Source organism: Paenibacillus shunpengii (assembly GCF_042684905.1).
In the GTDB taxonomy this organism is placed as follows: Bacteria; Bacillota; Bacilli; order Paenibacillales; family Paenibacillaceae; genus Paenibacillus; species Paenibacillus shunpengii.
On the sequence record NZ_JBHUMJ010000002.1, the window covers coordinates 1296329 to 1313887 of the forward strand.

Annotated in this window: 17 protein-coding genes; 12 read left to right on the forward strand and 5 right to left on the reverse strand. The window is 48.1% G+C overall.

Features of this window, described 5'->3' with window-relative positions:
* Nucleotides 1–103: 103 nt before the first annotated feature.
* Nucleotides 104–976: a helix-turn-helix transcriptional regulator gene (locus ACFSVM_RS06160; RefSeq protein ID WP_076311268.1), complete on the reverse strand. Its 873-nt coding sequence runs from the start codon at nt 974–976 to the stop codon at nt 104–106.
* 137 nt (nt 977–1113) lie between these two features.
* Here ACFSVM_RS06160 and ACFSVM_RS06165 point away from each other — a divergent pair, with 137 nt between their 5' ends.
* On the forward strand, nt 1114–2619 hold the full coding sequence (locus ACFSVM_RS06165; RefSeq protein WP_379260916.1) for a tagaturonate reductase: 1506 nt from the start codon (nt 1114–1116) through the stop codon (nt 2617–2619).
* Nucleotides 2616–4130, forward strand: a complete 1515-nt coding sequence (locus tag ACFSVM_RS06170; RefSeq protein ID WP_379260918.1) for a UxaA family hydrolase — start codon at nt 2616–2618, stop codon at nt 4128–4130. Before ACFSVM_RS06165 ends, ACFSVM_RS06170 begins: the two co-directional genes overlap by 4 nt.
* A 66-nt stretch (nt 4131–4196) precedes the next feature.
* Here the strand turns inward: ACFSVM_RS06170 and ACFSVM_RS06175 are convergent, their stop codons facing one another.
* Nucleotides 4197–5105 (reverse strand): hypothetical protein, encoded by a 909-nt coding sequence (locus ACFSVM_RS06175; protein WP_379260920.1) that lies wholly within the window; start codon nt 5103–5105, stop codon nt 4197–4199.
* A gap of 187 nt (nt 5106–5292) precedes the next feature.
* Complete coding sequence (locus ACFSVM_RS06180; protein WP_379260922.1) at nt 5293–7320, reverse strand: beta-galactosidase; 2028 nt, start codon at nt 7318–7320, stop codon at nt 5293–5295.
* Between the two features lie 113 nt (nt 7321–7433).
* Between ACFSVM_RS06180 and ACFSVM_RS06185 the strand changes: the two genes are divergently transcribed.
* The 7 genes from ACFSVM_RS06185 (at nt 7434) to coaD (ending at nt 12564) form a co-directional block, all read left to right on the forward strand.
* Nucleotides 7434–8267: an AraC family transcriptional regulator gene (locus tag ACFSVM_RS06185; RefSeq protein ID WP_076311264.1), complete on the forward strand. Its 834-nt coding sequence runs from the start codon at nt 7434–7436 to the stop codon at nt 8265–8267.
* A 77-nt stretch (nt 8268–8344) separates the two neighbouring features.
* Complete coding sequence (locus ACFSVM_RS06190) at nt 8345–9139, forward strand: alpha/beta hydrolase (RefSeq protein WP_083655694.1); 795 nt, start codon at nt 8345–8347, stop codon at nt 9137–9139.
* A 108-nt stretch (nt 9140–9247) separates the two neighbouring features.
* Nucleotides 9248–9898, forward strand: a complete 651-nt coding sequence (locus ACFSVM_RS06195) for an SGNH/GDSL hydrolase family protein (RefSeq protein ID WP_076311263.1) — start codon at nt 9248–9250, stop codon at nt 9896–9898.
* 11 nt (nt 9899–9909) lie between these two features.
* Nucleotides 9910–10791, forward strand: a complete 882-nt coding sequence (locus ACFSVM_RS06200) for an SMP-30/gluconolactonase/LRE family protein (RefSeq protein ID WP_379260923.1) — start codon at nt 9910–9912, stop codon at nt 10789–10791.
* Nucleotides 10792–10857: 66 nt separating this feature from the next.
* Entirely contained in the window at nt 10858–11052 is a 195-nt protein-coding gene (locus ACFSVM_RS06205; protein WP_379260924.1) for a hypothetical protein, read from the forward strand.
* 370 nt (nt 11053–11422) lie between these two features.
* Nucleotides 11423–12049, forward strand: coding sequence for a 16S rRNA (guanine(966)-N(2))-methyltransferase RsmD (gene rsmD, locus ACFSVM_RS06210; RefSeq protein WP_379260926.1), 627 nt, complete (start codon nt 11423–11425; stop codon nt 12047–12049).
* Entirely contained in the window at nt 12046–12564 is a 519-nt protein-coding gene (gene coaD, locus ACFSVM_RS06215) for a pantetheine-phosphate adenylyltransferase (RefSeq protein WP_076311194.1), read from the forward strand. Before rsmD ends, coaD begins: the two co-directional genes overlap by 4 nt.
* Here the strand turns inward: coaD and ACFSVM_RS06220 are convergent.
* Complete coding sequence (locus ACFSVM_RS06220; RefSeq protein WP_379260929.1) at nt 12539–13753, reverse strand: nucleoside recognition domain-containing protein; 1215 nt, start codon at nt 13751–13753, stop codon at nt 12539–12541. The two genes, coaD and ACFSVM_RS06220, sit on opposite strands and share 26 nt — an antisense overlap.
* 126 nt (nt 13754–13879) lie before the next feature.
* Between ACFSVM_RS06220 and ACFSVM_RS06225 the strand changes: the two genes are divergently transcribed.
* Nucleotides 13880–14926: a SepM family pheromone-processing serine protease gene (locus ACFSVM_RS06225; RefSeq protein ID WP_076311192.1), complete on the forward strand. Its 1047-nt coding sequence runs from the start codon at nt 13880–13882 to the stop codon at nt 14924–14926.
* Between the two features lie 99 nt (nt 14927–15025).
* On the opposite strand, the gene ACFSVM_RS06230 is transcribed toward ACFSVM_RS06225, so the two are convergent.
* A complete protein-coding gene (locus tag ACFSVM_RS06230) occupies nt 15026–16258 on the reverse strand; it encodes a nucleotidyltransferase (protein ID WP_090723017.1) in 1233 nt (410 codons plus the stop codon).
* Between the two features lie 301 nt (nt 16259–16559).
* Between ACFSVM_RS06230 and ACFSVM_RS06235 the strand changes: the two genes are divergently transcribed.
* Nucleotides 16560–17060 (forward strand): YceD family protein, encoded by a 501-nt coding sequence (locus ACFSVM_RS06235; protein WP_341180726.1) that lies wholly within the window; start codon nt 16560–16562, stop codon nt 17058–17060.
* 54 nt (nt 17061–17114) lie between these two features.
* Nucleotides 17115–17288, forward strand: a complete 174-nt coding sequence (gene rpmF / locus ACFSVM_RS06240) for a 50S ribosomal protein L32 (RefSeq protein WP_076311189.1) — start codon at nt 17115–17117, stop codon at nt 17286–17288.
* The last annotated feature ends 271 nt before the right edge of the window (nt 17289–17559 follow it).

A 17559-nucleotide genomic window follows, 5' to 3' on the forward strand; every position in this document is an offset into this window, starting at 1 on the left:
GATAAAAAGTCCGGAGAAGTGGAATTTCACTTCCTCCGGGCTTTTTCTTTCCATAAACGGCTTCCTCTCGCAAAGGTACGAGTTGGTTGGATCGGCGTCGTAGCTACTTCCGTATACTTTTTCGATAGTTCGCCGGCGTCATCCCCGTATGTTTCTTAAACATGCGGTAAAAGTGAGGAAGACTGTCAAACCCGCAGCTCTCGGCAATAACGGCCATCGTCTGATCGCTATGCATCAGCTGTTCCTTGGACAGGATAATCCGTCTTGCACAGATGTAGTCTGTCGGCGTCATTCCCGTAAATTGCTTAAATACGCGGCTGAAATGAGCGGGCGACACCGAAGCCTCCTTAGCCAAATGGGCAAGCGAGACCTTGTCACGCAGCTTATGCTCTATAATGGATAAAGATTGAGTAAGCCATTCAGGGCCGGACATTATCGCTGGTGCTTGATCTGTGACGGAGCTGAGCCGGGTTAAGTAGATGAGCAGAAGCTGTAAGTGAAGGAGCGTGGAGTACGATCGCATGGACTTGCGGCTGTTCATTTCGTTATAGATGTGATCGATGATTTGACTTACATCGTCTAGCTCCAGCCTGCTGAATTGCCGCTTATAGATTTTGGATTGGCGGTGCCTCTCAAATAGCAGCAGAGTTGAGGCTGCTTCATTTCCCATACCGTGAAACAAGGCAGGGCTGATATAGAAGGCGGTGGAGGTTAGAAGATTATCCGGATCAGGAAAAATTCGATGAATGGTGTTACCTGGAATAATAATCAGATCACCTGGCCCCATATCGAGGCTCATATGATCGATAAATATTTTACCCCGTCCTTGATGAACACAGATCATTTCATGCCAATCATGGAGGTGGTCGGGAAGCTCGTGCTCGTAAGGCTTGGTCTCATGGTAGAGCATTCGGAAGGGCAGCTCGATATCCGCAGGTATACGAGTATCAACAGGTGCGTTCAGTGAGTTACGCATAGGGAATCGCCTCATTTTCCGTTAATATCAAATTTGAGTATATATTTATCAAAATCAGCAATTTTACTTCTTTATATTGATGATACAATGATCAGTATCAGGAAACAATATGTCATTGATTAGAGGAGAAGTGAACCATGGCGGTAAGCAATGATCTCCCTAGACTGGGACGGAAGCTGGAAGGTGTAACCGACAGCGCGAAGCTGGCTAAATTTCAAGAAATGCCGGTGAAGGTGCTTCAGATCGGCGAAGGAAATTTCTTGAGGGGATTTTTTGACTGGATGATTTATGAAAGCGCTATACAAGGGTTGTTTACAGGTAGTGTCGCCGTAACACAGCCAAGAAGATCGGGTCGTCACAAGCTGCTGAACATCAGAGAGCAGGATGGTTTATATACGCTGCTGACCCGAGGCATTGAGAACGGAGCAGTGGTAGAGCGGGAAGCCATTATTCCTGTGCTGTCACATATGATTGATCCTTATGAGGAATGGAATGAATTCCTGGCTGTGGCTGAAGGACCCGAGCTGGATATTGTTGTATCCAACACGACGGAAGCGGGACTCGTGTATGAGAAGTCGGAGTACCATGAGGGTACGCCAGTGAATTCATTTCCCGGGAAACTAACCGTGTTCCTGCATCATCGCTTTCAACATTTTCAAGGAGACACCGGAAAAGGATTAATTCATCTTCCGTGCGAGCTGGTTGAAGGCAACGGTGATTTATTGAAATCCTACGTTTTAATGCATAGTGAAGATTTTGGATATTCGGAGGAGTTTCGCGAATGGGTCAAGAGCAGCAATCAATTTCTGAACAATCTGGTTGACCGTATCGTAACAGGTGCACCCTCTAAGTCCGAAATCAGGGATATTGAAGAGCGGTTAGGGTATAAGGATTCACTGATTAACAGTGCAGAGCCTTATCATTTGTGGGCAATCCAAGGAGACAGTTCGCTTGCCGACAAGCTTCCGCTCGCACAGGCAGGACTTAATGTGCATTTCACTGATGATTTGAAGCCATATCAGCTTAGAAAAGTCCGTATTCTAAATGGTGCTCATACGCTCATGACACCGCTCGGTATATTGCAGGGTAAGCGCTTCGTTCGGGAAACGATGGAGGACAGCCACCTTGGGGATTGGGTGCGCACAGCTGTTTATGAGGAGGTCACACAAGCGCTGGATCTTCCGCAGGAGGAGCTGCATGTTTATGCGGGTGAAGTGTTTGAGCGGTTTATGAATCCATACATTGATCATCGACTGCAGGACATTATGCTGGGCAGCTTGAGTAAATTTAAAGTTCGATTGATGCCAACAATGCTGGATTACTACCGTAAGAACGGAGAGCTTCCCAAACGGATTGTGACAGGCTTTGCTGCTCTGCTTCGATTGTATCGGACGGTGAAGACTGAGGAAGGATTCATGACGGTAACCTATAGCGGTGAGTCCGTTCTGCTTAAAGACAATGAAGCACATCTTGAACGATTGGAGAGACATTGGGCAGAGCTGGGTCAGGGCAAATCTCTTGATCGTGTGATTACTCAGATCCTGGCAGAGGAGACGATCTGGGGACAGGATTTATCCTTACTGCCTGGACTTACTGAGACTGTATGTGAATTGATTAGAGAATGGGAAGGGGAAGAGGTATGAGCACCATTCATCGAACACAGGACTTCACCATCATTCGGGAGAACGATGATGTAATTATTGCTCTTCGTGATTATAAAAAGGGAGAAGTGATTGAACGGAATTCTTCCTCAACCATTACTTTGACGGAAGATATTCCGAAGGGACACAAAATCGCTGCCCGGCAGATCCTGGCAGGGGAGAATGTGCTCAAATACGGCTATTCTATCGGCGTTGCCAAAGAACAAATCTTGCCGGGCTGCTGGATTCATACACATAATCTCGCAACCGGTCTATCTGGACTCCTCGAATATGAATACGACAAAACCGAGCCAGAAGCTCTTCCCGTACCGCCCGCTCATCTCCTGACCTTCGACGATTATCTGCGCCCGAACGGCGAGGCCGGAATTCGGAATGAGATCTGGATCATCAATACGGTCGGCTGCATCAACAAGGTATGTGAAGCATTGGCCCGGATGGGAGAAGGCGAATTCAAGGGACGTGTTGACGGGGTATATCATTTTCCTCATCCTTTTGGCTGCTCACAGCTTGGCGATGACTTGAAGTATACACAGCAGCTTCTTGCTTCACTCGTTGTACACCCGAATGCTGGAGGCGTGCTCGTTATTGGTCTAGGCTGTGAGAACAATCAGGTCGATGATTTCAAGTCGTTTATCCCTGCGGAGTATCATCATAAAGTGCGTTTTCTCAAAGCACAGGAAACGGATGATGAGCTGAGCGAAGGGATGAGATTGATTGAGGAGCTGGTGGAGCAGGCTGAGCATGTACGTCGTGAGCCGCTGCCGTTATACAAGCTGAAGATCGGTCTCAAATGCGGTGGCTCGGATGGCTTCTCCGGTATTACGGCCAATCCACTCGTTGGTGTCGTATCTGATCTGCTTGTAGCAGCAGGAGGCACGGCTATTCTAACAGAGGTTCCTGAGATGTTCGGAGCTGAAACCATCCTGATGAACCGTGCTGCTAACCAAGGGGTATATGATGAACTTGTTAAGCTGATCAATGGGTTCAAGCAGTATTTTGTAAACCACGGTCAGAACATTTATGAGAATCCATCTCCAGGTAATAAAGCAGGAGGTATTACTACTCTGGAGGAGAAATCACTTGGTTGTACTCAAAAAGGCGGGCGCTCAGAAGTGGTGGATATTCTGTCTTACGGGAACAGGACGACCAAGCCAGGGCTGAATATTGTCGAAGCTCCTGGTAACGACCTGGTCTCCGTTACGGCACTATCCGCAGCGGGTGCGCACATCGTTTTATTCACGACAGGCAGAGGGACGCCGTTTGGCGGACCTGTACCTACGGTGAAGATCGCAACCAATTCCGACCTGGCTCGCAGGAAGAAGCACTGGATTGATTATAATGCAGGGCAGCTGCTCGAAGGGATCAGCATGGAGGATGCAGCCGTTCAGCTGTTAAGCCAGCTCGTGGATATTGCATCAGGTCGTGCAGAGACGAACAGTGAACAGCATGGTTTCCGTGAAATTGCCATATTTAAGGACGGCGTAATCTTGTAGCACATCGTTAGATTCGCCAAAATAAGCTTCCGGCTGGTTCTGAGCTGCCGGAAGCTTATTTCTTTGTTATATTCGGCCGTAGCTCGAGAGTGTCTTCAGCCGCTCGATCGTGAGATGGCCCCGCCATTCGTTCTCGGCTGCTGAGCTCAGTGGTTCCCATGAGATCGGCCACCCGCCATCATCCTGTTGTTCAGAGATGAGATGATCTAGATGGAGTGAGAGGATCTGCTCAGGGACGAACTGGACGGCATAACTGGTTGATTCCGGTGCCCAGTCGAGCACTTTTTGCACATACCCTCCAGCCCTAGGATCAAGTTCAATGACACCCGGCTTCGATAAGTGCTGATCTACTCTGGCTTTCAGCGCTGCAGCACGGGGATCATCTGTCTGCTGTTCGAGAAAGTGAACAGCGTGGATGCAGTTGTGGAATCCTGTTAGATCGGCACTCTCTACAGTATCCCATGTATATTGAATAGCTCGGTTCAACCATTTCTCTTTGAGAAAAGGATGCCAGTCTCTTGATTTCAGCAGGAGGGCTGCGATCGAGCCGGTAGGATTAATGGAAGCCGTATCATCCGATTCCGTAGTCCACCAAGGAGTATGAGGATGCTCGTTTATGCTGCGGAAGGCGTAGGGCCATCCCCCTGTATGAGGATTCGAATGTCGTTCAAGGAATTGTCCTAGTCCTGTCATTAAACTCTCCGGAAAAATCTCTGTTTCGTCCATCAAATGCAGCGCAAATTCTGCTCCCTGGGGCTGGCTGTACGGACTGCGGATATCAGGTTCAAGAGCATGACCAAATCCTCCGTCCTTGTTCTGATATGCGGCTAATGCTTGCATAACTGCTTCAGGTGATCCCTGTCCACTAAGATGTGCAAATCGGAGACGATCCAAGAGACGGGCGTTCTTAAAAATAAAGTCACTTGCTTGCTGTACGATAGGGTGAGACATATCCAGCATAGGATACTTTCTCATCACAGAATCAACTCCTTAGGAAATCTGAATTAAGGAATGGGTTGCATATAGCAGGCTATAGAAATAGAAAATATTGCAGCTCCCAGATGTATTCCTTACTGCATTCTGATTTTCCTTCCCGATTTTATAGGAAGAAGAAATATCCCGTATCCATAATGGACACGGGATAACGATTGCTTCTTACTGATTATTTGACTTCCAGAATGTGAACGTCTCGTCCTTCAATAGATACTGTGCCTCTCAGCTGATTGCCACTGATTAGGTCCTCAGCCTTTAATTGGCCTAGATCATAGGATACGGCCTCCGTATTATGATTAAGCACAAACAGATAGGAGATGCCGTCCTTAACACGGCGGCTGACCTCAACACCTGATGGAGCTGAGAGGTTAGGCTGAATTCCTTTATCCGTTGTAATCTTCTCAATCAGTTCATCGAGGAAGCCTTGTTCTGGATCGGTTGCTACGTAATACGCTTCGCCTTTGCCAAACGTATGCCTAGTAACTGCAGGCATTCCCTTGTAGAAATCTTCGCCGTATTCCGCGATCACCTCAGCACCTTCTGTATGCAGGAGATCACATAGCATTCCGCATTCGTAGCTGCCTTGAAGCTTGCCGAACTTATCTTTCAGCACAATCTTATTCTTCTGATCCGGGAACAGGGCATCAATCTCCTCGACCCAAATGCCCAGCATTTTCCGCAGCTCTCCCGGATATCCGCCGACCGTGACCAGATCATTCTCATTTACAATTCCGCTGAAGAATGTTGTCAGGAACGTTCCTCCATTCTCCACGAAGGCTTCCAGCTTCTCAGCGAATCCCGGCTTAACCATGTATAGAACTGGAGCAACAACAAGGTCATATGCACTCAGATCTGTATCCACACTTACCATGTCGACCTGAACATTGCGGTTGTAGAAGGACGCGTAATATTTGTGAATCTGCTGCACGTAATTCAAAGCGATCGTTGGACCGCTCGATTTCTCAATCGCCCACCAGTTGTCCCAATCGAACACAATGGCGGCTTTGGCATCTGCGCGCGAATCTAAGAGGCGGTCTCCGATTCGCTGCAGCTCCTTACCAAGCTGAGCTACTTCACGGAATACGCGTGTATTCTCATGCCCGACGTGCTCAATAACAGCGCCGTGGTACTTCTCACAGGCACCGATGGATCTGCGGAGCTGGAAGAACATGACGGTATCTGCGCCATGCGCAACAGTCTGATAGCTCTGCAGGCGCATGACACCCGGACGCTTCAGCGAGTTGTACGGCTGCCAGTTCTGCTGGCTTGGCGTTTGCTCCATCAGCATGAACGGCATTCCGTCCTTGAGTCCGCGCATCAGATCATTCGCCATGGCAGTTTCGCTCGGCGGAGTCGTTAGGCTTGGATAGCTGTCCCATGAAATAATGTCCATGTATTTGGCCCACTTGAAGTAATCCAGCTGCTTGAAGAAGCCCATCAGATTGGTAGTCACAACAGATTCAGGCACATGCTTCTTAATTGCGTTGTACTCCAGCTTGTAGCAGTTCAGCATGCTGTCAGAATTGAATCTGGAGTAATCCAGAGAGATGCCTTGGAAGTTCGTGGAACGATCTCCCCATTCCTCGCTCAGGTTGCTTGGCAGCACGATTTCATCCCAGTCATAGAACGTATGTCCCCAGAATGCCGTATTCCAGGCTGTGTTCAGCTGATCAAGTGTCTGATATTTCTCCTTCAGCCAGACACGGAATGCACGTTCACAGTTGTCACAGTAGCAGTCGCCCCCATATTCGTTCGACACATGCCATACGAGAACCGCAGGATGATCCTTGTAACGTTCTGCCAGCTTGTCCGCAATACGCTCGGAGTAGAGCCGGTAAGTCGGACTGTTCGGGCAGGAGTTATGGCGACCCCCAAATTTGCGTTTACGTCCATCCTTATCTACCCGAAGTATGTCTGGGTATTTCGTTGCCATCCATGCGGGATGAGCGCCTGTGCTCGTGGCAAGACATACATAGACACCGCTTTCATAAAGACTGTCGATCAGCTCATCGAGCCATCCAAAATTATATGTGATCTCGTCAGGCTGATTCTTGGCCCAGGAAAAAACGTTAATTGTCGCAATATCGATACCTGCGAGCTTGAACATGCGCAGATCTTCTTGATGTGTAGCCTGATCCCATTGCTCAGGATTGTAGTCTCCGCCGTAGAACATTTTAGGAAGCTTCGTACTAATCAAGTGAACTCACCTCTTGTATAAGAATAATTCAATCATATAATATGAATTATATTTTTAAAATATAAGAATTGTTATGGATGATATAATAATATGGAAGTAGAGGTACCAAAGATATGTGGCTGAGCAAAGACCATCAGCGTTTTTTCATGACAGGGAAGGAGCAACCGCTGCCTCTGTTTATAGAAAGCATAGGAGAGAACAACAATCAGGAGCCGATTGAAAGGCCTGCTGGCTATCCCTGTTATCACTGGCTGCAAACGGTAGACGGCGAGGGGGCATTCTCATTTGAGGGCAGAACCTATCCACTTCCTAAAGGGACGGGAATCCTGCTGGCTCCTAATGTGCCGCACCATTACAGCGGGAGAGGTGAAGGCTGGTCAACGATATATATTACCTTCAGCGGTCCGCAGGCAGCAGCGATCCTATCCTCATTGGACTTGCAGGAATCTGCTTATTATCAGTGGAAAGTGAGCTCGGAGCTCCAGACTCATGGCAAAAGGGTTCTTGACTCCATCGGCAGCGATTTTGATCTAACGGGGCTGGACGCGTCAGGAGACATCTATCGATTCTTACTGCTGCTGAAGAAGCATGGGACGACGGGCAATACGCTCTCCCTCTCACATGCTATGGATCGATTGGCTCCCTTGCTGTCATTTATGGAAGAGAAGATAAGTGATCCTGGTGTTGGGCTTATGGAAATGGCGGAGGTGCTCTCAGTTTCCCCCAGATATTTGAATATGATGTTCAAGCAGTCATTTGGCATTACAGCGTACAGCTATTTTATTCTGAAAAGAATACGTAAATCCAAGGAGATCATGACCTCTGAGCCTCATCTAACCGTAAAGGAGACGGCTGGCAGAGTAGGCTTCCGTGATGCGAGTCATTTTGTTGCTACTTTTCGGAGAATTGAAGGAATTACCCCCGAGCATTTCCGAACGCTCTACTAGAGCTAAAATAATGATTGATGAAAACGATTTAATGTAGGATGATGAATGAAAATTATTCTTTTATTAGATTAGGAGGGATGGCTGTGCAATCTATAAATCTATGGTCTGGAGTGCCGCCGTATGCTGCCGCTGGATTGGAAGATGATTCTCCCACATTAACACCTTATCTGGTGGAGGGAGCTGACAGCTGTGTTATCGTGTGTCCTGGCGGCGGATATTGTCATTTAGCTGATCATGAAGGCGGGCCTGTTGCGGAGTGGCTCAATCAAGCAGGCATTTCGGCTTTTGTCCTTAAATACCGAATTAACCCTCATCGTCAGCCAGCAGCACTGTCAGATGCAAGGAGAGCCGTTCAATATGTAAGAGCGAACAGTGATAAGTATGGGATTCTCCCGAACAAGATCGCGATGCTCGGTTTTTCCGCTGGAGGTCATTTGACGGCAAGTGCAGGAACGATGTGGGTGGAGGGAGATCCAGAGAACGTTGATCCGCTCGAGCGGGTTAGTTCAAGGCCGGATCGCATTGTGCTGTGTTATCCTGTCATAACCATGGAGGAATACGGTCATCAGGGATCAAAAGATGCACTTCTTGGTGACAAGCCGGATGAGGAATTGGTCAGACAATACAGTACTGAACGCCAGGTAACAAGTAAGACGCCGCCTGCCTTCATATGGCATACCCACGAGGATGCGGCCGTTCCGCTGCAGAACAGTCTGGAGATGTCACTGTCTTTGACCAAAGCAGGAGTGCCTCATGAGCTGCATGTATTTGAAGCAGGACGTCATGGCCTCGGGCTCGCAGAGGAGATGGAAGAGACTACAGGCCGATGGAAAGGCTTGTGTATATCCTGGCTTAAGCAGCAGGGCTGGTAATTTTCTTCTTGAGAAACACAATACTGTAAACGCTGCCTTAGTCTATTTGCTTTACTGCAAGTGATTTACATAAGCTGTGATTTAATATTGGATAGGGAGATGGAAGGTATGAAGTTGGCTCAGAACGATAAATTGGTCTTTATAGGGGATTCGGTTACGGATTGCGGTAGAACTCGTCCCGTAGGCGAAGGAAGCATGGGGCTTGGAAATGGGTATGTATACAATGTGGATGCTTTGCTCCAAAGCGTATATCCGGAATTAAATACTCGTGTAATCAATGTAGGGATAGGCGGAAACAATGTTAGGGATTTGAAAAATCGCTGGCAGGAGGATGTACTTGATCTTCAGCCGGACTGGCTGTCTGTAATGATTGGGATCAATGACGTATGGCGTCAGTTTGACAGTCCGCAGCGAAGAGAGCTTCATGTGTTTCTGGATGAGTATGAGGCTACTCTACGTGAGCTGGTTGCTTCAGTGCGTCCTCAGGTGAAGGGTCTTGTCCTAATGACACCTTATTACCTGGAGCCAAGTGTAGAAGATCCCATGCGCTCGACGATGGATCTGTACGGCGCTGCTGTCAAACGTGTTGCTGAGGAATATGATGCCGTATTTGTAGATACACAGGCTGCATATGAACCCATCTGGAAGCAGCTGTACCCAGGAGCTATTGCCTGGGACCGCGTACATCCTAACCACACGGGACATATGGTTCTGGCACGTGCCTTCTTGAACAGCATCGGTTTTGATTGGAATAAATAAGGAGGGATTGGATGACAGAAGTAGAACTGGTCATTGACGCAAAGGCAAGGCTTGCAGAGGGACCAAGCTGGGATGCAGAAGAGAAACGCTTGTATTGGGTTGATATTGAAGGGTATAAGCTTCATATTTATGATCCAAGTTCAGGAAGGGACACGGTGCATGAGGTGGGACAGCATATTGGAGCCGTTGTCCCCTATGATCGAGATCGTGTCATGGTTGCCTTAAAAAGTGGGTTTCATAGGTATGATCTGGCTTCGGGCAAACTTACCCTGCTTCATAATCCGGAAAGTCATAGGGATGATAACCGGTTTAATGATGGAAAATGTGATCCGAACGGCCGGTTTTGGGCAGGAACGATGAGTCTAACTGACAAGAAGAATCAGGGCGCATTGTATTGTCTAATGAATGATGGTCAAATCAAAACCGTGCTTACGGAGGTATCTCTCTCTAATGGTCTCGGGTTCAGCCCAGATCATAAGAAGATGTACTATATTGATACACCGACAGGCCGTATTGATCAGTTTGATTTTGATCTTGATACCGGTGAAATTTCGAATCGTGTAACCTTGTTCTCTCTGCCGGAAGGAACCGGCTTCCCTGATGGGTTGACGGTAGATGCAGAAGGGATGATATGGGTGGCACACTATGGCGGTTCCCAGGTATCTCGCTGGGATCCGAACACAGGCAGCCTGATTCAGCATATCGAAGTGCCGGCTTCCAATGTGACCTCCTGCTGTTTTGGAGGAGAAGAACTGGATGAGCTGTATATCACGACGGCTCGTAATGGACTTAAGGAGGAACAGCTGCTCAAGACTCCGCATGCTGGCGGTGTATTTCGAGTGAAGCCCGGCGTGAAAGGACAGCCGACTTACCGTTATAAGGGTATAAAATAGAAACGGTTTCCATATAGGTGCGTATGGATTGATATGTGGTTCAAAACCTAATGGAGGTGGAGACCTATGAATGATCCGCTTCAGGAACAGAACAGGCCCTATACAGAGCCGGCTGATCCCTATAGTGCAAAGGCCAATTTTGAGGTTAAACAGCAGGAACTGCACGAAAAAGGTTATCCGTCACTATGGAGAGAAGTATCTAATCTGTTGATTCTCTTGGCAGTCATTGGTGTTATCCTCTTCTTAAGCCGTATTCTTTGATTTACTGTTGATAAGATTGAGCCAAGACCCGTTATTTTTAAGTTAGTATCAACCAAATAAAAAATAAAAGCCTGCCAGGCGTCCTGGCAGGCTTTTATTCGGACGCCTCTTTCGAGACGTCCTATCATGGGAGAGGAGAAACCGGACGAAGAGCTTATGGGGAAACGTAAGTCTTCTCCGCGGTTGTCTACGGCACTTTTGATGCCGATAATTACATCATGACCGCCTGCCCATCAGTTTATACATTGCTTGGTTAATATTTTTTACTCCAGACTTTTTACGCTTTCGTTATTTTCACATCTTACATGGATTGTGGTACGATATCGATATATAGCACACTTACAAAGAATGAAACAGGGTGAAATTAAACGTGAGAGTAATATCAGGCACTGCAAAAGGTAGACCGCTTAAGGCTGTTCCCGGAACCGGAACCCGTCCAACAACCGACAAGGTTAAGGAAGCGGTCTTTAGTATGATTGGTCCTTATTTCGATGGAGGCGTCGTGCTGGATCTGTTTGCGGGAAGCGGCGGTCTCGGCATAGAATCGCTCAGCAGAGGTTCGGACAAGGCTGTATTTATTGATCTGGAACCGAAGAGCATTGAAATTATCCGCGCCAATCTGAAGGCAACGGGTCTGGATAGCAAGGCAGAAGTGTTCCGGAATGAAGCAGGCAGAGCCCTGAAGCTGCTCTCCAAGCGAAAATATACATTCGATCTCGTCTTTCTAGATCCCCCGTATCGGATGAAGAATGTGGAAGAGTATCTATCCTGGCTTGAAGAACACAATATGGTGAATGATGACGCCATCGTTGTTGTAGAACATGATGCCGATCATGAATATGGAGAGAGAATAGGCTCCTTTGAGCAAATACGCAAATCTACATACGGGGATACGGCAATTACGATATACGAGTATTCTTCAACCATAGATGAGCAGGATATCACGAACACGGACGCAAACATTGATGACAACATTCGGGAGGATATAGGCAGATGAGTGAAGCAGGAAATAAGACGGAGAGAGTAGCTGTTTATCCCGGGAGCTTCGACCCTGTTACATTGGGCCACCTGGATATCATTACGAGAGCCTCCAAACAATTTGATCGGCTAGTTGTAGCTGTGCTTAATAATAAGAGCAAGAATCCACTGTTCACGGTGGAGGAACGTGTCGAGCTGCTGCAGATGGTTACAGCGGACCTGCCAAATGTTGAAGTGGACAGCTTCCGTGATCTAACGGCTAATTATGTGAGAGTCAAAGGTGCACAGGTCATTATGCGTGGAATTCGTTCGGTAACTGACTTTGAATATGAACTTCAGCTGGCATCCCTTAACAAGAAGCTAAACAAGGATGCAGAAACCATCTTTATGATGACGAATCCTAAATATTCGTATCTCAGCTCCAGTGTAGTGAAGGAGATTGCAAGCTTCGAAGGGGATGTCTCCGAGCTGGTGCCTGCCGAGGTAGAGGATGCACTCAGACGTAAAGTTATCGAGAAGAAGAATGGCGGGTAGACTGCCATTTGGCGATACACATGGAGATGAAGATTAGAGATGTTAACAGTAATACATGGAAGAGCCCCAAGATAACGGCTGCTTGAAAACCTCCGGGTGAGTATTGGGCTTGAATTAAAGGATTTTGTTCGTTATGAAGAAAGACGGCTTTGGAATGATGGAGCCAGCTCTGAATTGGGGGCCACAACAGCAGGACAAGTCCGTAGGAAATACCAGCATGCAGTATACGCCCTATTGTAAAAATACGCGTGTTTATTCCGTATGGAGCAAGAAGCGCAGTTGCCTGTAAATGGGAGCTGAGTCCACCCCAGCCAATGGCGGCTGCAAGAAGTGCAAATCCGACTGCATGTGCGGTAATATCAAGGGAACGCATCGAATAAGCTCCGAGGTGAAGCTCGAAAAAAGAGGCCCAGATCCATTCAGGAAGAAAAGGTGTTACATATTTGCCCAGCAGCCGGATGAACACGGAGAAAATGATCATATAGCCGCCGGTCATCATTAAGACTTGAACTGCATGACTTACCGTATCTCCCAGCAGTCTGCCAAAGCTTCTTCCATCCTTTTCCTTGGCTTTCATCATCGCTTCGAGTGCAGAAACAGGTTCGGGCTGTTCATGCAGCTCGGTTGTTTTTGTGGTCTTTTTCGAGGAGAGGGTAACGCGTCCGAGTACAATACCTGCAATGATCCCGCTTATTCCGTGAATGCATGCTAAAATATACCCAACAGCAGGCGCTTCATAGAATGCAGCCCCAATAACCACGAATAACGTCATAGGACTCGCAAAATGGGTGATGGAGGCAAGAATGGCCGCTTCCTTCCCCGTGACAAGCTTCTGCTGGTACAGTCTAGCAGCGGTATCTGCACCAGATGGGAAACCTCCGGTGATCCCGACAGCCAGACCAAGTCCCGTTACACCGGGCAGACGAAAGCCTATGCGCATTAATGGCTCTAAGAGCACGCCGAGACCATGGGTGAACCCGAAGGCAGTCAGCATTTGCGACAGCATAATAAAGGGCAGGAGAGCTGGAAAGACCAGCTTCCACCATATTTGAAGACCTTGCATCGAGGCGTCAAACGCTTCACTTGGAGAAGTGACAACAGCAGCGACGACCAGCAGGGCGCTGATACCGAGAAGCATCGTTTTTACATAAGAGGGAACGTTATTTTTTCTCGTTATTTCCGAATTCAATGGATCTTCACCCCGATCAATAGCTTAGATGGCTGGAATGATATCAGGAACAGCCTGTACTTATGCATTTATATGTGATGAGAAGGGAAAGAAGAACAAGCAGGCAAGCAGGGAGGAGGCCAGAGATTGAGTAATATCACCAAAAGAAGCGGATTTCGTACCGCCGTATATATCTTAAGTTTGGCTGTCGTTGTGTATGTGCTCGTGTATATGCCGACTCCTTATATTGTCACTCAGCCGGGAACGGCAGAATCGGTTAAACCCATGGTATCTGTGAAAAATGGTGATGAGGAGGAAGACGGCAAGTTTCTGATGACAACCGTATCCGCCAGCTATGCGAACCTCTCGCTTTTGTTTATTTCCGCATTTAATGAACATGCACAGATCGGCAAGAAGGAAGAGCGTCTTGCGGGCAGAACTCAGGAGGAATATTCAGCAGAGCAAGTGTGGTTTATGAGTGATTCGCAGTCAGCTGCGATGGAAGCGGCATATGAACAGGCTGGCATTGCTTATGATATTGTTCCAGAATATATCTTTGTCCTCGGTCTATCGAAGGATTCACTGCCAGAAGGAGATATCAAGCCTCAGGATAAAATATTGTCGATTAACGGAGTGCCTACTCCCGACAATACGGTACTGGCGCAGCAGCTTGAGAAGAAGCAGGTCGGGGATACGGTTGAGCTTCAGCTGGATCGCAAGGGAGAGACCATTACAAGAGAACTGAAGCTCGTCCCGATCAAGGACAGTGAAACAGGAGACACCAGGCCTGGACTGGGTGTAATGATCGGTACCCTTCAAACCGTAAAGCCTAAGGATCCTGCACATCAAATTACTTTTACCAATACGGAAATTGGCGGACCGTCAGCAGGCTTGATGTTTACGCTGGAAATATACAATCAGCTGACCCCTGGAGATTTGACCAAAGGCCATGTTATCGCAGGTACTGGTACTATTAATAAAGAAGGAACCGTCGGTCCCATCGGAGGTGTCGTTCACAAGATCGTTGCCGCGGATCGTGAGGATGCCGAGGTCTTCTTCGTACCAGAGGCGAATTATGAGGAAGCGAAGAAGAAGGCAGAATCCATCAAGACGGACATGCTGCTTGTCCCTGTGGAAACTGCGGACGATGCACTCGATTATATCGAGAAGCTGAATGTCAAAACAGAGGTGTAGTCGCTTTATTGGCATGAACAAACGGAAATGATGTAAAGCAATAGGAGCCTGCGCTTGAGAATGATCAAGTACAGGCTCCTTTATCTGTGCCCATGAACACTAGACTCGAATAGGCGATTGATAGTAGTCTCTGTACATAAATTGGCTGTCAGCCGATTCCATGCCTAGACCATATAAAGCAGTCGCCTGAATGTCTCGGGTCAGCTGAGGGTGGCTGAAGGCTGAAGGCTTGATTACGACCGGCAGGGATGCTTTTTTCTTCATATCCTTGAGCAGCTCCTGTCCTCTGTTGTTAAAGCCAAGAACCCGGATATAATGCGGCCCCTCGGCCAGCACAGAGGGCATTAATTCCTCTTTTTTATGATGCAGCAGAATATGAATCAGCATTCGCTGGAGCTTGGTGCGTGTATAGCGTTTTGTTTTTAATGCTTCAAGGAGTGAGTCGACGGACAGCTCCGTGAGCTTGGGGAGCTGGCTCATTATGCGATGCTCAAGCCCTTCGGTCACCTCCGCATATTGGGCCAGCTCTGCTGCGCTTGAGGTGACCAGCTGGGCAAGCAGGGCATCCTTGAAGCGCTCCAGGTGAACCGGAGCGCGTCCTTCCTGCCATTCGCGCCGCAGAATGGCAAGCGTTGCAGCCGGCACGTAAGGCGCCGCTGCTTCGGGTCCTGCGCCGAGGAGCAGCCGGCGCACGGCCGTGGCACTGGCGATGCTGCCGGGTCCCGGCATCGCATCGTGATAACCGGCGCCGGTGCGCTGCGCCGTGAAGGGCCGAATCGCGCTGCCGAGGCGCCTCAGCGCGATCATATAATGCAGCCCAAGTGTATTGTTGGGCTGCTTGAGCAGTGCCAGGGCCCCCGCGGCGTCACCGCCGGGGACCAGCTCTGCCGCAGCCGCTGCGTAGGCTGCGGGGTAGCTTGCGCCTTGCTGCAGCTGCCGCTGGATAGCCTCCGACAGCGCCTTCGGCTCGCTGGCGAGGAGGTCTGCCATGGCAGCAAGCGGCGCAAGCTCTCCGGATTCGCTGCCGAAGCAGAGCGAATCGACAACCCCTGTATGGTGCAGTGTAGACACAGCACCATGAGCGAACCATTCTGCCGGTCCTACCGCATAGGAAACCGGCAGCTCAAGCACGAGATCGACGCCCATGGCGAGCGCCATCTCGGCCCGGGCCCATTTGCTCAGCATCGCAGGCTCGCCTCGCTGCAGAAAGTGACCGCTCATTACGGCGACGCTTGTATCAGCACCGGTTATTTTTTTGGAGGCTTCCAGATGGTATACATGTCCGTTATGCATCGGATTATATTCCACGATCAGGCCCACGGTTCTACTCATAATATATTTCACACTCCCTGTTGCATTCGGTAAGGCTTATCTGATAGGTTTATAGAGTCTATTATATCCAAGTTGCGGCGGGTCTGATGAATGAATTGCTCAATTCGTGACGGGTGCGGTGCATTTTGCCTGGATAAATGGATATGCAGGGTGTAAAGTTTAAAGTGTTGACAAACCTCTTTCAAAATCGGTATAATGATTTTTGTTTGTTAGACTGTTTTTCAACATAACTAGCGCTGTATTTGAAGCATACTACAAATGTTGTTAAAATGGTTTATCGTCTGGAGTGATGAACGTGGAAATGTCATTTCGCAAGATGGCCTCGGCTGCTGGACCGATGAAGCTTACAGAGTCGCTGGATATCAGCCATCTAATTCGAAACAACAAGGAAATCACAGCCGTATCCCCGATGCAGGTGGAACTCACATTTACTGCATTGCCGGAAGGCGTGGTAGATGTTCAAGGAACGTTATCAGCCGAAGCAGATATGCTCTGCTCTCGTTGTCTAGGAAATGTCCATGAGCATTTAAATATGAAATTCGCCGAGCAGTTCAAGCATGGAACAGAGCCGGAGGAAGTTGAAGAAGAGGATGATACCTTATATGTGGAAGAGGATACAGTGAATTTGGTTCCTTTCCTGGAAGAATATTTCCTGCTTCATCTTCCGTTTGCCCCGCTGTGCAAGTCGGATTGCAAAGGGCTGTGCCCGAGCTGTGGAACCGACTTGAACGCGAGCAGCTGCGATTGCGACAATACGCCAATCGATCCACGGCTTGCAGGGCTTAAGGATTTCTTTAAATAAGAACAAGAATATTTCTTTTTCTTAAGGTTTGACTTTGATAAGGAGGTGGGAATTGTGGCAGTACCTCAACGGAGAACATCCAAAACTCGTCGTGACAAACGTCGTACTCACTTTAAATTGGCTGTGCCAGGCATGGTGAAATGTGAACAATGCGGAGAATTTAAGCTTGCTCATCACGTATGCAAAGTGTGCGGAACGTACAAATCTAGAGAGATCATCTCTCAATAATATTTTTGTTCAAAAGTAGCGCTTCATCTATTGCGGATGAAGTGCTATTTTTTTGCGAAAAAGTGACCGCCCCTTTCTTTTTGGTGCTACATGTTTTATACTAAGCATTAGTACCTGGTTCTAACCAGTGTATCTTTTTTATTTCATCCTTATTTTTAATACAGTTTGCGTACATACGAACGGGTGCTGGACCATTCGGTCATTTCATTGAAGAATGGTTCACTGCCAGAGCATAGAGAGCTGTACGCTGGTGTCGTATAGATGACTTATA